The sequence below is a fragment of the Bradyrhizobium sp. 137 genome, assembly GCF_023074095.1.
Taxonomy (GTDB): Bacteria; Pseudomonadota; Alphaproteobacteria; order Rhizobiales; family Xanthobacteraceae; genus Bradyrhizobium.
On sequence record NZ_JADPKU010000046.1, the window covers coordinates 37,224 to 54,861 of the forward strand.

Consider the following 17,638-nt stretch of genomic DNA (forward strand, 5'->3'; position numbering starts at 1 on the left):
ACGCGGGACCGAGTTATTGCCGCCCCCATGATTATGGGTGTCACGACGTCCGTGCCGCGGTTAGACTTGGCTCGCGCCGCGGGGGACACGCGGGTCGCGGGACGATGAACATGAGCGAACAGGACGAGACCGGTGAGGCCATCACCATCCTCCTCGTCGAGGACGACGCGCCGACCTGCTGGCGGCTCTACGACGCGCTGGTCAAGGCCGGCTACGAGGTGCGCAGTGCCGGCACGCTCGGAGAAGCTCGCTCCGCGTTCGGGAAGGCGGCGCCTCGCGTGCTGCTGACCGATCTCAGACTTCCCGACGGGCACGGCATCGAGCTGATTCGCGAAACCCGGCAGCGCTTTCCCGACACCGAGATCATGGTGATCTCCGCGCTCGGCGACGAGGAAAGCGTGATCTCGGCGATCACGGTCGGCGCCACCGGCTATCTGCTCAAGGATGCCTTCCCGACCGACATCGCCAGCACCGTGCGCGATCTTGTCGCCGGCCATTCGCCGATCTCGGCCTCGATCGCCCGTTTCATCGTCCGGCGTACGCAGAGTTCGGCGGAGCCCTCGCCCGGCCCCGTGCTCAACACGGCCAAGCTGACCCCGCGCGAGATCGACATCCTCTGGGGCATTGCCAAAGGCTTCAGCTACGCCGAGATCGCGAGCCATCTCGGCCTGTCCAGGCAGACCGTGCCGGGCCACATCAAGAACATCTATCGCAAGCTCGAGGTGCACACCCGCAGCGAGGCGGTGTTCGAAGCCGTGCAGCAGGGCCTGATCAAGCTGTGAGCGAGATTGCGGCGAAGACACTCACGCGCCCGCGGCGCCGGCTGATTGCGTCGCGCCTTGTGCCCTATCTGCTGCTCCAGGCCCTGATCGTCATCGTCACCATCCTTGGGCTCCGGCTGCTGCAACCCGGCGATCCCGAAGACTTCGCCGTGAGCGACTTTTCGGCGCGCGAGAATGGCACGATGCACGCGGTGACGCTGCCGCATTTCACCGCATCGCGCTATTCGCTGGCCGACCCGCCGCTCTACACCGCGGCCTTCACATTCCGGCGGAGCGATGTGGGATCAGGGTGGTCGGTGTATCTGCCGCGGTTCAGCAACGCGGTGGAGGTCGCCGTCAACGGCGTCGTGGTGCTGGATTCCCGGCGTGACGCCAATGCCAACCGGCCGGACCGCAACACGCCGCAGATCGCGGCGATTCCGTCCTCGCTGCTGCGCGACGGCGCCAACGATATCACGGTACGGCTGTTCGTATGGGGGCCGCTGAAGGGCTTTCTCGACAGCGTCTATCTCGGACCGGATGCCGCCTTGCGTCCTGCCTACGAGACGCGCGCGCTGCTGTTCGTCACGCTGCCGGTCGTGTTCTCCGCCTGGCAATCGATTCTCGCGGTCATCCTTGCGATCATGTGGTTGATGCGGCGCCACGAGCCGGTTTACGGCGTGCTGGCGGTGGCGATGGTGCTCGGCGTGGTGCAGGCATTCGTGCCCCCGCCGGTGCCGCCGGCCACGACGTCGCGGCTCGCCGCCGTGCTGTTGGCATCCGCACCGATCGAGAGCGCGCTGATCGTCGTGTTCGGCGTGCTGTTCTTCGGCTGGCGCTGGCCGCGTTACGGCACACTGCTGTTCGTGCCGGGCGTCATCGTCTTCGTGGTCGGGCTGATCGGGGGCCCGCCGCTGCCGCGCATACTCTTTCTGGTGCTCGGCATTCCCACGGTCGGGCTTTGCCTGTTCCTGATGGCCTGCGTGGCCGCAGCCGCATTGGTCCGGCGCCAGGACGCGGCAAGCTTCACGATTGGCTGCGCCGTGACCATCGTGCTGGTCTGCTGGGTCCAAGACATGCTCACGGTGCTCGAGATCGTGAGCAACGATCGCATCTTCGTCTCGCGCCTGTCCTATTCGGCGATGCTGGTCGCGATCGGCGCCGGGCTGACCTGGCGCTTCGCCCGCGCGCTGAACCAAGTCGACAGCTTTGCCGGCCAGCTCGTCGCACGGGTGGGCGAGGCAGAGGAGCGGCTGAAGGCGAGCTATGCCCGCGAGGAGGCGCGCGCCCGCGCCGCAGCGCTCGCCAACGAGCGCACGCGGCTGATGCGGGACCTGCATGACGGCCTCGGCGGCCAGCTCGTCAGCATCGTCGCGCTCTCCGAGCGCGGCCACGAGGGCGCGACCATCACGGAGGCCGCTCGCGCAGCACTGAAAGATCTGCGTCTCGTCATCGATTCCATGGACGACATCGGCGGCGACCTGATGCTCGCGCTCGGCTCCTGGCGCGAGCGCGCGACGGCGCAATTGCGCCCGCACGATATCGCGCTCGACTGGCGCGTGCCAACGCCGCAGGGGCTGCCGCTGCATCCCGAACTGCGGCCATGGCACGTCATCCAGATCGTGCGCATCCTCGACGAAGCCGTGACCAACGCCGTCAAGCACGCAGAGGCGCGCCACATCGCGGTCAGCATCGAGACGCTCGACGACGATCACGGGCCGTATGGCGTGATCAGCGTGACGGACGACGGCAAGGGTTTTGCGCGCGCCGACAATTGTGCGAGCGGCGGCCAGACCGCGCGGGGCTTGCGCAACATGCGGAGCCGCGCCGCACGCTGCGGCGCGGTGCTCGATCTGAGCTCGGACGCCTCAGGCACGTGCGTGCGGCTGCAATTGCCGCAGCGCTTTCCCGACAGCGACGCGGCTGCGGGCTGAAAGGCCCCCTCCCCGAACGTGTGGGGCGCACGGAGAGAGGGACGGGCCGGGTGATTGCCTCTGCGGAAGACCGGGGTGTTCGTCCGCATGGCTCTGTCGGCCCGAAGCAATGCAATCAAATCAACCGAATGGACGATCAGCGCACGCCAACGCGATTGACCGGGCCGCCGCGGTTCATCGGCGTCCCTGCGCGCACGCCGACACCGGGCGCGCCGACACCGGGTGTCGCGACTGCAGCCCGCGCAACCGGAGCTCCCGGCGCAACCACCACTGCCGCAGCCGGCCGCACCACGCAGCCCTTGGGCACGCCGACCGTCTTGCAATAGACCACGGCCTGCGCCGGGCTCGTGCCCAGCGACGCCATCGCCGCACCCGCCAGCGCCATGATCGTCAGCCCGGCGCTCAGCGCTCCCGCTCTTTTCGACATCTTGCTCTCCCGCTCCCGTTCGGCGACCCGGCGCAATCACCGGGTTTCGCAACCGACGTGCAGCCTGAATGGCAAAAGAGGGCGCGTGGATACATGCCATGAAGATGGGGGTGCGGCGGCCGGAAGGGCGCACCCGGTGCCATGAACATGGCATGGACCTGCGCCCGGCTGTCGCGACATCGTCCGGCCCGCTTGATCCCACTGGACCAACGACAATCCCAAAGAGGTGCTTTATGAAGATTTCGGTTCTTGCCGCGCTGCTGCTCGCCGCCACCGCCGTGTCCGCCGCTGCGCAATCCGGTCCGACGCCGCAGGAGCAAATGGCCTGCCGCGGCGATGCCAGCAAATTCTGCGCCGAACATATCGGCAAGCCGCCGCAGATGAATGCCTGCCTGCGCCAGAACAAGACCAAGCTCTCCGACTCCTGCCGCAAGGTCGTGGAATCTCACGGAGGCTGAGCCGGCCCTCAAGTCCGGGAGCGCCCCAGCAGAGCGAACCCGGACCCGGTTTTGCGGATCATGTTTTAGTCGTCATCAGGCCCGAACAGCCTGATCTGCGGGAAGCCGCTGCGCGAACGGCCGGCATAGTCGCGCGCATCGGAATCTTCGCGGATATTGCGCGCGACGTCGTCCCAATCGGTGCGGTCGCGCAGGCCGCGCGGCTCGCGGGACTCGTAATAGTGGCGGCGCTCGGCCCAGCGTTCACGCCGCTCCGCCCGGCGCCGTTCGGAGGCGGCGCGCTTCACGTCGGAATCCCGCGCCTTGGCATAGGCATTGTCCGGCGCGGCGGCCGGCTCTGTCGACGCCTGCTGCTCCGCAGGCCTGGGCGCGGCTGGTGCCGGCTTGGACTGTTCCTTGGGCGGCTCGACCGCGGCCGCTTGCGAGGGTCGCGGTGCCGGCGGTGCAGCGTTCGCCTGAGTGGTTGGCGTGTCGGGCTTGGCGGGTTCGGGCTTTGCTTCGGCCGGTGCGGCAATGATCGCGCCGAAAGCTTGCGAACCGGTGAGATAATTGACGCGCTCGGACGGTGCGTTGGTTGCTGCCGGCGCGCTGCCGGCTTCGGCGCGTTGCGCCATCTTGCTGGTATCGGGCCCCTGCTTGGGCGCGACCGGATTCATGATGTTGCCGGCGACAATGCCGCCGCCAAGGCCAATGGCGATGGCCGCGACTATGGTTCCGGCACCGACGAAATAGGCTGTCGAGGCGCGCATTGATCCACTCCCTCTTTGGGGCGAGCAACGCACGTTGATTGCCAGATGTTCCTGATCCGGAAGCAGTTCCCAAAGGAACTGAGGTTAGATCTGCTGCGCGACCTTCTCCAGCCCGATGATGCGGGCGAGCTTGCGCACTTCCTCTTTCTGGTCGTCACGGAGCTGGAACAGCAGCGGCATCGCGGCCGACTTCAACTGCTGGACCTCGTCGCAATTCGGATCGATCGGCACGCCCGGCGCGTTCGGATTGGAGAGCTTGTTCGCCGAGATCTTGCGGACGACATTGCGGAGCGCCGTCTCGACCGAGGGCCAGTAATATTCCTGCGACGAGGACAATTTCAGGCGATCCCTGATGCCCGCGATCTGTGCGTCGGACAGCAGCGAATAGGATTTCTGCGGCTGCGGCTTGGCCACGACTTTCGGCTTGGCCGGGACTTCGACGGCGGGAATCTCCGCTGCGGCGGGCGCTTGGTGCGCGCTTGCCTTCGGCATCGGGAAATCGGAAGGCGTGGCTGCGGCAAAGGCCTGGCGCAGCGGCTCGGTCAGCACCGGAGCCTGGGCGAGCTTGTCGGCGGCGACCTGCACCGGCTCGATCGCGGCCGAGGCCAGTGCCAGCGTCGGAACCAGACGGTCCGCCTTGGCGGCGCGGTTGGCCGCGAGCGGCTTGGCCGGAGGCGTCTGCGAGATCATCTCGGCGCTGACGCTAGGCACGCTGTCGCGCCCGAGAATGGCGGTGGTGGCAGCCCCGAGGACCAGGAAACAGGTCAGCACGACGATGGTGATGGCTTTGGACAAACGTCCCTCCGCGCCCGGCTTCAAGTCCACGTGATCAGTGCCCGGAAACTGGGCGATAATTAAGGCTCAACCGTGCCATTGCGGCGGCAATCGCGCGTACTACAGCGACATCGCCCGGAAAACTCAAGAGAATCAGGCAGCTCGGGCCAGATCGTAGGCGTCCTGGATGTCGGCCACGATCTCGGAGGCCTCCCAGACCGCGCGCGGCTCAACCGATTGCAGCGTCACGGTCCAGTTGCCGCCCCGGCGGGTGCGGGGGACGCTGACGATGTCGAAGCGGACGTTGCGGCACAGCGGGTGGCGGGCGAGCGCGTGGGCCACGCGAACGCGGATTTCGTCCAGCGTCGCGGCTGTCTTGCCGTCGAGATAGTTGAAGTCCATCGCCTGTCCCTCTCGGTCCTGATTGGCGGCCGTGACGGGATTGTTGGCGGGCGATGGTTAATCTGCCGTTAAGGTAGCGGACGCCAGAAGTCCTTCTGTGACAGCGACTTCTTGCGCTGGTCAAATCAGAAATTAACTCTTGATTAACTCATTTCCTCCGAGGTGGGGCGGGTCGCCCACGACCTTGCCTCAGAGTTGTTTCGGCAACCTTGATGAGCTTGGCCCGCTCGCGCTGCTCCTGTGGTTTCCCATTATCGCGAAGCCGACGTCGCCAATCATCTCAACCACGGACGTTACTTCTCTAGGTCCCGATCTTTTCCTCCGCCGGGGATTTGGTACGCCGGTGTCATTTGTCCTGCCCGCGCCTTCTCGGCTTTATCGAAGTACTTTAGCGCAAGTACATGGAGAGCTTCGGCTCTGACCGGGTCGGACTCGGCTAATGCCATACGCGCCGTAACTTCGGCTTGTCGCAAGTAGTATTCGTTAGTTGGCATTTACGAAGTCCCGTCCCCCAAACCAATCCTAGATGACTCGTGCGGAGGTAATTGGTTCCCGACTGTCCAAAAATGAACAGAGCATATTAGTTCCAGCAAATACAACTTCTCTTCTCTGGAACATTCTCCGCTCTTCTATGTTCGATGCGATCGGCACCGTGCCAAAATTGGTGCCAATCAGACTTTGGCCCCCATCGGTTAACCCCGGCTGGGCTTTTCTTTTGGGGCACAGAGAGCCAGTATCGCGGTCAGGCAGCGCCGACGCCCAAGCCATGAGCCCACTTGCTCGGACACTTCCTGCTGATGGGACACGTCCCGTCATGATGTGAGCTCCGAATTCCAACGCAAGAATCCCAGGGCGTAGGCGGCTCAACAGGTGAGCCCGTAGCCGAGTTGCCAAGCCTCGACGATGGTCCCCACAGCCATAAATCAACGATAGAACAGACCATGAACACGGAGTCAACAGGTTCAGTAGACGGTTCCTTTTCAATGTAGGATTGTGCCCCGGCTGACTTTGTGGGGGAATCACTTGGCTGAGGGCACAGACGGCGAGGAGAACCGCAAGCGGTTCCAAGTCGCGTATGTCGGTGATGACGACAGCGATCACAGTATGGATGTCGAGGCACTAGCCCCGGCGCTACTTGCGTTCGGAAAATTGATCCGCGCCGCGAATGCCGAACTTAATCAGGACCGGGCACGCATGAAGGTTCTGGTGAACTCCGAGTTCGAGCACAAATGTTTTCTGATCAATTTCGAGACACTACAAACTATTTTGGATCAGGTGAAAGATTTCCTGAACGACGAGGGCGTGAAAAAGGCCGGTGACGTTCTGCAGAAAATCGGTGTGCTCGGTGGCACAGTCGCGGGTGGCGTGTTCGGATATTTGAAGTGGCGCAATGGCCGCAAGGTCGAATCGGTGCAAGAAGCAAAGGACTCGCCAGGCGCGCTCATTATCAAGCTCGAAGGTTCTGGACACACGCTGCAAATCGGCAAGGACGTGTTTCGTCTCGCGCAGAATCCCAGCGTGTTAGAAGCTGTAGAAGGCACGCTCGCGCCGATCAAGAACCACAACCAAGCTCACGCGATCGAATTTCTTCAGGACGACAAGCCAGTCAGTGTCTACGAGGAGCAAGATGTACAGGCCATCATCGCCTCGTGTGAAGATCCTGGCGGATTAGATCCAGTCGAGGAGGATGAGGAGCAAACGCCGAAGATCGTAACGGCAGTCCTATATTCACACGGACCGGTGTTCGACACGAAGGCTCCGAACTGGCGGTTCATTTATAAAAGAAAGCCAATCTACGCCGACATTAAAGGGACGAACATCGCGAAGGATGCCGTAAAGCGTGGCGCGGCCTTCATGAATGATCGGTATAAGGTTAGAATGGAAATCACTCCAGCAGCAACCGACGATGGTACACCACACTACAAGATCATCGAGGTTTTGGAGTTCACGCAGGGCGAGCAACAAATCAACATGGCGCTACGTGGGGGTCGGAAAAAGCGAGCGAAAAAGCGGGCGTGAAAGACTCGGATTCCATCACTAGAACCGAGGCGAAGTACCTCGCGCATCATACTCTTGAGTTCCATGACAGCTCTATAATGAAGAGGCCGCCAACTTACGCGGCTGCGTTTTATTTCGAGGTCTGATCAAAATTGAACATGCAGGATTGCCGAAGCGGTCCACCATAAGGGTCATGGCATCAGAAATAGAAATGTTAACTGATGAAGAGTTCGCATCGCTGCTTTTGCTTGGCAACGTGCCTGTAAATGGCCGGGCTGCCCCAATCCCCGCAGCACACGCCGACCGCTTGATTGCACTAGGCTACATGGTGGATATGTCGGGAACGCTGCGCATGACGACGCCGGGACGTTTTCGGATATACGCGGGCCAACTCACGTCCACTGAAGCCTGCACGCCGAAGAGTCTATTCCGGCGGCTGTAGCCCGGGCGATCTCAGCCACTCCTGTGCGAACCGGACGGCTGGGCGGCTCTTCGGATCCATCTCCTCCCGCGCGGTGCCATGTGGAAGCGACTTAGCCGGGCGACCGTTCTCATAGCAAAAACGCCGCCCGCTTAAATAAGCGCGGACGGCGGCATTCCAGCCCCGGGAGGGTGAGCAAAACCCCGATGCTGACACAAATTGCACATCCCTAGCGTGGGGTCTGAGCAAAATTGCACACTAAAGCAGGCCACGTGAGGCCGTGAAGCGACCTTACTCGTTCTCTATTCGCAGGCAGTGTTCACACCGGAAGACTGAGACCTTGCGGCGCAGTCCCATGGCGCCGATCGTGCTGAAAGGATTGGCCGTTTGGACTACGGTGTACTCTATACCCTGATGTTGTACGAGGTGCCCTTCATGTCGTTTTCGGCGGGCGCAATTCGCTGGTGGTCCAGGCTTGAAACTCCGGGACCTGCATTGGATCAATGTCGTCGCACTTGATACACCGAAACTTACGACCGCCTGTCTTGACGATAACGAAGTGCATCGGCTTACCGCAGTTCGGGCAGATCGGGCGGGGAGAGTTTTTTGGCATGGCTACTCACGCTGAAAAGGCGCGAGTCTTCTGCTCACAGTCGTCGGATAGCTGCCGAAGATGGGCCGACGATAGAACCACGTTAGTTAACTATTGTGACCGCTGCATCAAAAAAACGAACATGACTACGTATAGTTAGGTGGCCAGCCTAGTGCAACGGAGAGGTCATTTCCTTCGGTCGCCTCGACCCGAGCGTCTCGCTTCGCATCCTCGTCCGCCAATAGTCGTCGCCCGCAATCTCAGCCCAGACACTCTGATCTGATCGCGCAGCTGGTCCAATTCGTCCAACTGAGTTCTTAAATTAGCCGCCGTCGCAGCGACGGCTGCAATTCGCACTTCGGTGAGGGCTGCAATGCGCGAGTCGACGGCGGCTTCAATGCGCCGCTTAAGAGAACTCATTTGAGGACCTCGGGCCAATATAATGGAACCAACGGCAATTAACTCACTCTTCGATGAGTGGCAGTATGCACCCAAAGTGCCGCGCTCACTGGTCAATAATGCTCATATTCCAAATATTAATGGCGACGATTAGTCCTCGGTTTACGGGACGGCCGCAGGGCCACTTGGGGTCTTGGTTTTGTGGAAACGGATAGCTCAGAGGCGGCCGTGGTCGACAATCGTTGCAGGCCGCCGATGTTTTCGCGTCGGTCGTCTAAGTAGCGGCCAACGTATTCATAGCGCCGCGCGGCGGCGCCGTTTGACGGAGTTCCCCGCGCGGGCGTTGATCGAGCCGAAGGGATGCTCGACCTATCTCGCGCCGCGTCCGCATGGCGTCGGATGGAATTGAGCCGTCTCTCGACCTCCTCCACCACATGCACATGCTCCCCTGCGCGTTATGCGGCGTCCTCGTTTCCCTGCCTGTCCGTCCCGGACAAACCAAACAAAGATCGTGATCCCGCACCCATCGGCACGCAAACTTACACATGGTCCAGTTCAGGCACGTGACGGGGGCCATCCGAGCGGAGGTCCGTTCTGGACGAGCGTCGTTTCAGTACGCCTACAACCCCGATGCTGTAGCGGAGATTAGACCCGTCCACCTTGTCGGCCATTCCCTGCCTTCTTCTCATTGATAGCATTTCAGCTTGCCGGCCGAATGAAAGAGGTCGCCTGAGGTGGCCTAGCACTCGTCCTTGTCGCTGTGATGAAGATTAAAAGCTCTGTCGTACTTGTCGCGGGCTTCGGTACCAACGCTGTATCGGCCGGGCCACCACGAATGTGGTGGATTGTAGTTGTCGTTCTCAGCGTCTGCCTTGGCTTTCTCGCCTAGCTTCTCGGCCGTCCAAAGGGACATTGATTTATCTTTACCCCACATCTTGGTCCTCACTGACCATCCTCGACCATGACTTTGCTGCGGCCTATGGCGCCGGCAGCAATCTGAACCGAAGTGCCTAGCACCCAACAGCATGCCACCATAACGCTGAATCCATCCCGCATGATGTGGTCAAAGACAATGATGCCAACGGAGAGAAACACCGCTGTCGCGGCAAAGAAAGTTCCGGCCCCGCTAGCTATCGCCGCCGCGTCGGTGCCAAAGCTCCATTCTCCCGGTCTGGTGGATTTTACTGTCTGCGCAAGACGGCTAGGCAGATCGATGCCCACGTAAAAGCCAAAGCCCCCGTAAAGCATCATCAACAAGACGATCCATTCGTTTCGAAAAAAACCGTTCTCCATGCGCATCATTCCTACGGCCACGTACAGACCGCCCGCGGCCCCGACCATGGCAAGTCCGATTCTTTCAAGAATGTGCGCCACGATCAGCACGGAGGGGCCGAGCCACGTGGTAGTGGCGACGCGGGCGTACTTCGCCAACTTTCTCTCCCCAAACGACAAAGCGCTAACAACAACTGCAATGCTCATTCTCATGATATTCGCCTTTCTTGCTCTGTAATTGGTCGCCCAACGCACGCAGGCGCTGCCTGAGCGCATCGTGATGCGATTTGAATATCAATGTTCAGGATGACGTGTGCCTACCGACGGCACTGGGCTGCCATTTGGTGGAAGCGGCGACTTCGGTGTGTCGCCGTTTTTGGGCAGCTCTCTCGGACAAGCAATCCACTCGGCCAAGTCAACAAGCTACGCCGTTTCCGTTCGAGCACCTAATGAATAACTTCCACATCAGGGCAATTCATCGCGATACCCCACCGAGGTCGTATTCGCACTTCAAGACGTCAGTTTGCGCCAACCTCTCGCGATCAGGGTGATCTTCAGGCCCGAAGGCTCTGAATGGAGACCCTGTTTCGTCGTGCAGTGCGGCCCAGCCGTTGAGTTCTGCGTGATAAACTGCCTGAAGTCGACATGATGCTCACGAGCCCAACAGCATACGCCTTGGAGAGCCAGAGCCGATTGGAATCAGTAATGGGGGCTGCCAGTTCACGACTGGGTTTGGTCGATGACCCGAATAAAAGAAACAGATAGCTATTCGGGCACAAAGAGCGCACCGTTGCGAGTGTTCGATTGTGACGCTGGCGCGGAGCTGTACTCCAGCGGGACGAAGCGTAGAAAAAGAAAAATAGCTTCAGCGCTCTCCACTCACTGTGGAGGCCAATTGAGTTTTCAATCGGAACGCATTCGCCCGAAGAGCTGAATGGCGTCGCTTGCACCCGGCGACATCGCCCCTGTGCTAGTGGCTACGGCGGCACCTCGTGGCCAATCTGCGAGAATGATCATGGTGATGACCCGATCGCGGAGCGAAACGGTAGTGTTCAAGCACCCATTCCGGATCGCAAGCGCTGAACGACTATTACCGGCCGGCTCATATGAGGTTATTACCGAAGAAGAGTCGACGGAAGGCTTGTCATTGCCGTCCTTTCGGCCCGTCGCCACCATGATGAAGGTGCCTGCGCCGCCATCCCGCAGCCCTTCAGTCGAGATGGTGACGATCAGTTCGGTCGATCTTTCGGATGCCCGGGAGCCGATGCGATGGCGTGAAGCGCCTGTCGACCTCGACAAGCATCGCGATAGCGCCGCGCCGAACACTGACTTTCGCCGAACGCCGGCGGAGATTGAACCCGATGCCAAGGTGTTGCTCGGTCGGCTTCTGCACCTCGAACCTGAGTTGCTCGCGACACCTGCGCCTAGGACGAGCGCGCTTCCGGAGCTGAAAGTGCCCGGCCGCGACCTACGAATCGATGTTTGCCGCGGCATCGCGCTCTGGTGCATCTTTCTGAACCATATCCCCAACAACATCGGAAGCTGGCTGACGCTGCGAAATTATGGCTTCAGCGATAGCGCGGAAGTGTTCATGTTCGCCTCGGGCGTGACCTGCGCGATCGCCTACGGCAAGGCGCACGAGCGCGGCGGATGGACGGGCGTGCTCGGCCGTACGCTGCAACGTAGCTGGGACATTTACGCCGCTTTTCTGCTGCTCATTCTTGCTTGCGCCGTGGTGGTTTACCTCGCAGGCGGCGGCCGGCTTGCCGACGAGACCAATACGCGCATTCTCTTGGAACATCCGGGAGCGACGCTCGCGCAAGCGGCGATGCTGCAATACCGTCCTGTCAACACCGACGTCTTGCCTCTCTTCGTGATTTTCCATCTTTTGTTCGCGCCACTGCTGTGGCTGATGCTCCGAGTGCCGAACGTGGCGCTCGGCGCCTCGCTGTTGCTTTATGCGTCGGTGCATCTTTTCGGCTGGACCGTTCCGGCGTGGCCGAACAACGCTTGGTTCTTCAATCCGCTTGCTTGGCAGTTGCTGGTTGTGCTTGGTGCGTGGTGTGTCACGGAGGGCAAGAAGTTCTGGCCGCGGTTGAGCTCACGCTGGGCGATTGGACTTGCCGTTCTCTATCTGGCTTTCAGCCTGACTATCGCATTGGGTTGGAGCATCGGACCACCGGAGGTGCTTGTCCCACAGATCCTGGCGAAGTTGCCTTATCTGGCGGGCAAATCGGACCTCGATCCATTGCGATTGCTGCATTTTATTGCCCTTGCGATTTTGGCGGTATGGCTTGTGCCTCGCAATTGGCGAGGGCTGTCGACGCCGGTGATGCGCGGGGCGATCCGCTGCGGCGAGAACCCCCTGGCAATCTATTGCCTCGGCGTTCTGCTCGCGCTTGCCAGCCACATAGCGCTGGTCAAAATCTCAGATGAGCTTGCAATGCAGATCGCACTCAGTTTCTTCGGCATCCTGCTGCTGATTACGGCCGCGACGATGCTCAACTCGATTAAGCAAACCAAGGCAACGACAACCCGCTCCTGACATCCGATTTCATTGCAGAGGATGCACACCATAACGCAGCTCCGGTCCGGCGACCAAACGGCTGATGTCGCGCGAGATGCAAAGTGGAATTGCTGCGGTGGAACCACTACCTGCCGAATCGTGGTGATCGAACCACTCCGCGAATCGGCCATCTTACCCGGAGGTCTGTCGCACCTGGAATGTCCGCATCCGAGGGCCGGCTCGAGATTTCAGTTAGCCAGACTCAAGAATCCATGGCGCTGTCGGAGGTCCGTTTGGCATGCATGACGGCCCCAGCGGCGCTGCTGAACTCGACAGGATGTCGTGACCATTCGCAACCACTCGCCGGGTCCGCCTCGGGTCAAAATCCGAAGAACTCACCGCGAGCAAATCTATTCCGCTGTGCTTCACTAACCGGACCTTGATGGGATGCGCCGCTACTTCGCTGACGGGGCGATAAGCGGAAGAACTGTTCAGTAAGCACAGTGCGGCTTCCTGTCCGTGAGCAGACGCCTTAACATCATCAAGGCATCTAGCCTTGCTTGTACCGTGAGGATAGAGCAGTGGTCGTAGTGTCAGTCGCACCAGGCTTTGCATCCTTACTGGAGACCTGCGCCGGAAGGGGGTAGATAGGTAATGCCATACTTCGCGTAGATCTGCGCTGGTATCTGCTGCTCGACCACTCGTGACACCGCAGCATCCACGGCTGCAAGCAGCGCATCGTCCGCTCGGCGAAGCCCGACTGAAACACTCCAGCGCAGTGCCGGTTCTGGCTCGTATCCGTCGGGTATCCTTACTGCCGTGCTGGGGTGTTCGTGCCGATACCAGCCGACAATCACGGGGTTTGTGGCGCCGACTTCGATTTCGCCTGCCTCGATCGCGGCAATTATGTCCTCCTGAGAGGCGAAGACCGAAACGCGGAAGTCGTGTTTGGCCAACCACTCGTGCTCAATGGTGCCAACCATGACGCCAATCTTCTGACCGTGCAAATCGTTAAGCCGACGAACCGAAGATCGAGATGAAATGACGAGGACAACACCGCTGTCTGCGTAAGGTCTCGAAAAGCGAAGAGGTAGATGGGTTGTCAGCGGCCCGGTAAGTCCCTCCCGATCGTAGCTTGCGGCGGAGGCGACGACGTCCATCAAGATATCGCAATCCGAGTTCTTAATATCACCGGCGTTTCGAACCCAGGTCACACCGAGCTCAAATCCCATCTCGTGCGCCAACGCTTCCGCGAGTTCGACTTCGAATCCGGCAAGACCGCCTCTATCGGTGAGGTTCGAATAAGGAAGTGCGGATGGGTTGGCGCAGAGGCGTAGGATACCGGTCTGCCGCACCTCGGCCAGAGATCTAGCGTCCGCACAATTTCTTGTGCCTGGGGCGATAAGCGTCGCGAGTACGGCAATGCCAAGCATCAGACCATGATGCATCAACGAGGCTCCAGATTCCAAAGCGCGCGCCGAGGCAAGTATTCACCCACCTTAAATATAGTAGCGGTGTCGTCAGGCGACAACCCGAGTACCGCCATCAACACGATCAGTTGCCCTGCTCCTCACATCTGAGGTTCGCATCTAGGCGCGATCGGAAGCGCGCTGCCAAGGTCGCCTTAGGGTCATTTTCGGACTTGGGGGCGCGCAGTTGCGCGGTCCGCTTTACCCCGATGGGCCGACATCGCGAGTTTGACTGCTTGCGCTCGACTCAGCCTACTCAGGTCGGGATGAAACGTCGTGTTCAGAAGCCTCGTTTCGCTCGCTGCTCTAGCTCATGCCTTAACGCGCGGACTTCATGAAAAGTATGCCTCTCTTTTGGTCACTGGGTATCAGCCGTCTCCTTTAACTCCTAGCATCGACTGCATGGCACGGGTGTTGGCCATGATCTCCGCCATCACCAGTTCCATGGTGTTGAGCTTGTCGATGAGATTGTCATCAGTGAATTCTCCAACGTCAAGCGGCAGCAGCGAGTGGAGATACACGTCGCGACGGATCAAGGCTCCGAGATCGTCCATCACCGATTCTCCCACGGCTTGCGACTCTGATGATCGGTATGGTCTCGAGCTTGCCGGGCAACCTTGACGGGGTCGCTTCGCGACTGCGGAGCCAGACGCAATCGGGTTGACAGCATGCACTGAAACTTGACGGCACTCTCCCAGGCCTTGAGGTCTTCGCCGGGCCCTGCTCTCGCTACGAGCGTGGCTTGTATATAGCTGCAGAGAAGTGGAAGGTCTGACTCAACGAAGTGTCTCAGGTCGCAAGCGCCGACAATTTCTACGAACAAGGACCTCTCAGGTTTGCTCAAATATGACGGTGGGGACAGTCGGGCTGGCTCGCCACTGACGCTCAATCTGAGTACGTTGGCCGCCGCTGCGGATTTGCGTCCTCGTTGTAGCATACGCGCTCCTTCTAAGTTGTGACGCTGAATAATTCCCTCAAGAATAAAGTCCTTTTATAAGGTTTGGACCAGCACGTGATCCGCGATCCAAAACGGTCTATTGTTTTGATACGCCCCCCTGGCCCCTGTCATTTTGTCGAGCGGCCGGCAGAAGAAAGAACGCTGGCCGCTCGCGAAGCCTGAACTGCCCTCAACACGCGGACTCCAACCACTTAGGAAAGAGCAGCGTCCCTTAGCGAGATGGTGTTGACGTGCTCGTCGGTATCATCATCGCTAAGGTCGCGCTCAACGAGACGGGTGCACGAACCTCCGCTCGCAACTCATTGCTCAAATGCTTCGTATGATTTGCATCGCATCGAGTAGAATATCTGAAGTTCACACCGCTGAATTCATACGATTTGTGCATATCTCGGCACATAACATCTCCAATTCGTTTCGTACAATTGCATTTCTTCCGCGATCAGCATCTCTGCGATGAGCATGTTGCGGCTTTCCTCAGTCGAAACATGTGCATCTTGGATCGACATGGACCTTATCCATTTCTCGCTGCTACATCTCGCAAAGCGGACTCGAATTTCGTTTGATCACATTTGGGCAGATACGTTGTCGCGGTTAGCATCGACTGAGTAGCACAAACAAAATCCCGCACCCTGCGCTGATCCTGATCTGACAAAGATTGCGCCCGCCGAATGACTTGACTTAAAAACGAAACAATCTGATCAACCTCATTGGTTGACGAATTGACCACATAAGAATCATTCCTTGCATCGATCGCGTTGTGCCCATCGCTAAGCGGGAGCGGCTGCCAAACCCCGTCAACTATCACCGCGACAACGCCATTCATCACTGCACCCTTCCAACAACATCGGTATGCCAAAACAAACCGCATGCTGCACGTTCGATATCGGCATAGCGCTCGTCAATCACAGACGTGATTCGCAGTTGTTCAATCGCCGCTTCACGGTGGCCCTGCAATAATTGTTGCCACTCTTCCTCGGTCAGGTCAGGTCCCACCATCAGGTCATCGCCGAATTCAATAATGATATTCTTTATCATGCTGCTCTTCATCTTTCGACTATCTCAACCGCGATATGGAAATTTCTGTCCGCGCCAAGTGACGTAGGACTCTATATCTAATGTCGGTGGGTCTCTGCGCGCCAGGTATTCCTGATGCTTTCGCGCCACCTTTTCCTTCTCGTATATTTTGACCTGCTCTCTCGCCCGTCGGAGAACTTCAGCGTTGTATTTGTCTTGCTCGATCCTCTCCTTTTGTTGTGGCGACAACAGAGGCGGTAATCTTGCCGGCAGCAACTTCGGTTGAGTTTTCGAGTTCGCCTTCTGCTGGTGTTTAGATGATCGCGCAAGTACCTCTTTCGCCTTACGGATGACGGCTGCTCTCTCTTGAGCGCTGTAGTGCTTGACGTTGGCACGCGCCTGTTTAATTCGTTCGGCGATAGTACGGTTCTCGTTCTGCTCCTTGAAAATCTTCTTGATCGTTTCATTGGAAACGCCGAGCCGCTTGGCTTCCAAAAGTGCGCTCGGCAGGGCTGGTGTCGCTACAAGGCTGCACTCGATCAATAATTGCCTAAGATAATGCCAGCCGCCAGTAGGTCTCGGCAGGCGTTCGAGCGCTCGAAAACCGACTGAACAGGCTTTTAGGCAGCCACTTTTTATAAGAGCCCGCACCTCATCCACAATTTTTGAAGTCCCAGATGGAGCTAGAACCAAACGCCCACGCAAGGCACCGCGCTCCCATCTCACGCCATCCCAGCGACCAACGATCGATTTAGAATCATGAAAAGCAAGCGCCGGAAGATTTCTTTGAGGAATTTCCCAGCCGCCGGTTTTTGTATCCTTGGAATTTCCGACGATATCGTCGTAATGATCAGGCAAAGGTTCTGACAGGATGAAGTCAAGCCGATTAAGATCGACATCGCTTTCAGTCGTCTTGTGAACTAGCGCGCTCATGGCGTTTCATTTCCTCAACGGCACGGCTTCCTAAAATCATTACTATACGCCATCAAATCCCACGTTCGCGTAACGCGTTACCAATTATTTTCGGGTCACCACCTTCACGACGATGGTCGCGATCACGTCGTTGATTAATTTGTCCCATTGCTTATCGGTGACCGGCTCGTCATCGGCCCGCTTGATCCTCAAGTCGGCGGCAATTTGATCGATCACCGAGCGAGGCAGCGGGATGTGACGAAATTCGACGGGGTCATGCCTGTCCGCTCTCGTGCGGCGGCGGGCCCGAAGCTCTCCGACGCGCTTGCGCGTTAAGAGGCGCCTTCTCACGACGCAGGTGGGAGTGATCTTCACTTCTGGATAAACGACAGGGAAAGTTTGGTGCGAGGCGAAGTGCTTGCCAACTATTTCGAAGAAGGTAGGCCACGTGTTCTTCTTCGGCGGTACTCGAATTCCGCGATCAATAATTTTTGGTACGTGCCACGGTAGCTTGGTCGTCATGCCGTGTTCTTTACCGCCTCAGCGAGTTTCAGATACATCTCATCGTGCGTGAGTTGATGGCCTAGCCGTC

The 17,638-nt window shown here is 59.2% G+C and carries 15 protein-coding genes; 5 read left to right on the forward strand and 10 right to left on the reverse strand.

The annotated features are described in order from the left end of the window. Positions 1-110: 110 nt before the first annotated feature. Both IVA78_RS11795 and IVA78_RS11800 read left to right on the forward strand, forming a co-directional pair. Positions 111-782 (forward strand): response regulator transcription factor, encoded by a 672-nt coding sequence (locus IVA78_RS11795; RefSeq protein ID WP_247419399.1) that lies wholly within the window; start codon positions 111-113, stop codon positions 780-782. Further along, positions 779-2,695, forward strand: a complete 1,917-nt coding sequence (locus tag IVA78_RS11800) for an ATP-binding protein (protein ID WP_247465374.1) — start codon at positions 779-781, stop codon at positions 2,693-2,695. Before IVA78_RS11795 ends, IVA78_RS11800 begins: the two co-directional genes overlap by 4 nt. Positions 2,696-2,831: 136 nt before the next feature. Here the strand turns inward: IVA78_RS11800 and IVA78_RS11805 are convergent, their stop codons facing one another. After that, a complete protein-coding gene (locus IVA78_RS11805) occupies positions 2,832-3,122 on the reverse strand; it encodes a hypothetical protein (protein ID WP_247278935.1) in 291 nt (96 codons plus the stop codon). A gap of 233 nt (positions 3,123-3,355) precedes the next feature. Here IVA78_RS11805 and IVA78_RS11810 point away from each other — a divergent pair, with 233 nt between their 5' ends. After that, on the forward strand, positions 3,356-3,580 hold the full coding sequence (locus IVA78_RS11810; RefSeq protein WP_247298986.1) for a hypothetical protein: 225 nt from the start codon (positions 3,356-3,358) through the stop codon (positions 3,578-3,580). Between the two features lie 65 nt (positions 3,581-3,645). On the opposite strand, the gene IVA78_RS11815 is transcribed toward IVA78_RS11810, so the two are convergent. The 3 genes from IVA78_RS11815 to IVA78_RS11825 all read right to left on the reverse strand — a co-directional run bounded on the left by IVA78_RS11815 (position 3,646) and on the right by IVA78_RS11825 (position 5,505). Further along, entirely contained in the window at positions 3,646-4,329 is a 684-nt protein-coding gene (locus tag IVA78_RS11815) for a hypothetical protein (protein WP_247419395.1), read from the reverse strand. An 84-nt stretch (positions 4,330-4,413) separates the two neighbouring features. After that, a complete protein-coding gene (locus IVA78_RS11820) occupies positions 4,414-5,124 on the reverse strand; it encodes a hypothetical protein (protein WP_247419392.1) in 711 nt (236 codons plus the stop codon). A gap of 132 nt (positions 5,125-5,256) precedes the next feature. Further along, positions 5,257-5,505, reverse strand: coding sequence for a hypothetical protein (locus IVA78_RS11825; RefSeq protein ID WP_247419389.1), 249 nt, complete (start codon positions 5,503-5,505; stop codon positions 5,257-5,259). 1,023 nt (positions 5,506-6,528) lie between these two features. Here IVA78_RS11825 and IVA78_RS11830 point away from each other — a divergent pair. After that, positions 6,529-7,524 carry a hypothetical protein gene (locus tag IVA78_RS11830; RefSeq protein WP_247460078.1) on the forward strand — a complete coding sequence of 332 codons (996 nt, stop codon included), beginning with the start codon at positions 6,529-6,531 and terminating at the stop codon, positions 7,522-7,524. Between the two features lie 2,333 nt (positions 7,525-9,857). Here IVA78_RS11830 and IVA78_RS11835 read toward each other — a convergent pair. Then, positions 9,858-10,346 carry a hypothetical protein gene (locus IVA78_RS11835; protein ID WP_247465377.1) on the reverse strand — a complete coding sequence of 163 codons (489 nt, stop codon included), beginning with the start codon at positions 10,344-10,346 and terminating at the stop codon, positions 9,858-9,860. Between the two features lie 856 nt (positions 10,347-11,202). Between IVA78_RS11835 and IVA78_RS11840 the strand changes: the two genes are divergently transcribed. Then, on the forward strand, positions 11,203-12,732 hold the full coding sequence (locus IVA78_RS11840) for an OpgC domain-containing protein (RefSeq protein ID WP_247465380.1): 1,530 nt from the start codon (positions 11,203-11,205) through the stop codon (positions 12,730-12,732). A 578-nt stretch (positions 12,733-13,310) separates the two neighbouring features. On the opposite strand, the gene IVA78_RS11845 is transcribed toward IVA78_RS11840, so the two are convergent. From IVA78_RS11845 to IVA78_RS11865, 5 genes are all read right to left on the reverse strand, one after another. Next, positions 13,311-14,141 (reverse strand): transporter substrate-binding domain-containing protein, encoded by an 831-nt coding sequence (locus IVA78_RS11845; protein WP_247460071.1) that lies wholly within the window; start codon positions 14,139-14,141, stop codon positions 13,311-13,313. Positions 14,142-14,530: 389 nt separating this feature from the next. Continuing rightward, positions 14,531-14,716, reverse strand: a complete 186-nt coding sequence (locus IVA78_RS11850) for a hypothetical protein (RefSeq protein WP_247460070.1) — start codon at positions 14,714-14,716, stop codon at positions 14,531-14,533. Between the two features lie 1,226 nt (positions 14,717-15,942). After that, positions 15,943-16,155 carry a hypothetical protein gene (locus tag IVA78_RS11855; protein ID WP_247460068.1) on the reverse strand — a complete coding sequence of 71 codons (213 nt, stop codon included), beginning with the start codon at positions 16,153-16,155 and terminating at the stop codon, positions 15,943-15,945. Between the two features lie 24 nt (positions 16,156-16,179). Beyond that, entirely contained in the window at positions 16,180-17,067 is an 888-nt protein-coding gene (locus IVA78_RS11860) for an HK97 family phage prohead protease (protein WP_247460066.1), read from the reverse strand. An 84-nt stretch (positions 17,068-17,151) separates the two neighbouring features. Beyond that, the gene (locus IVA78_RS11865) at positions 17,152-17,568 is read right to left on the reverse strand and encodes a hypothetical protein (protein WP_247460064.1); all 417 of its coding nucleotides are present in this window, start codon (positions 17,566-17,568) and stop codon (positions 17,152-17,154) included. Positions 17,569-17,638: the final 70 nt, after the last annotated feature.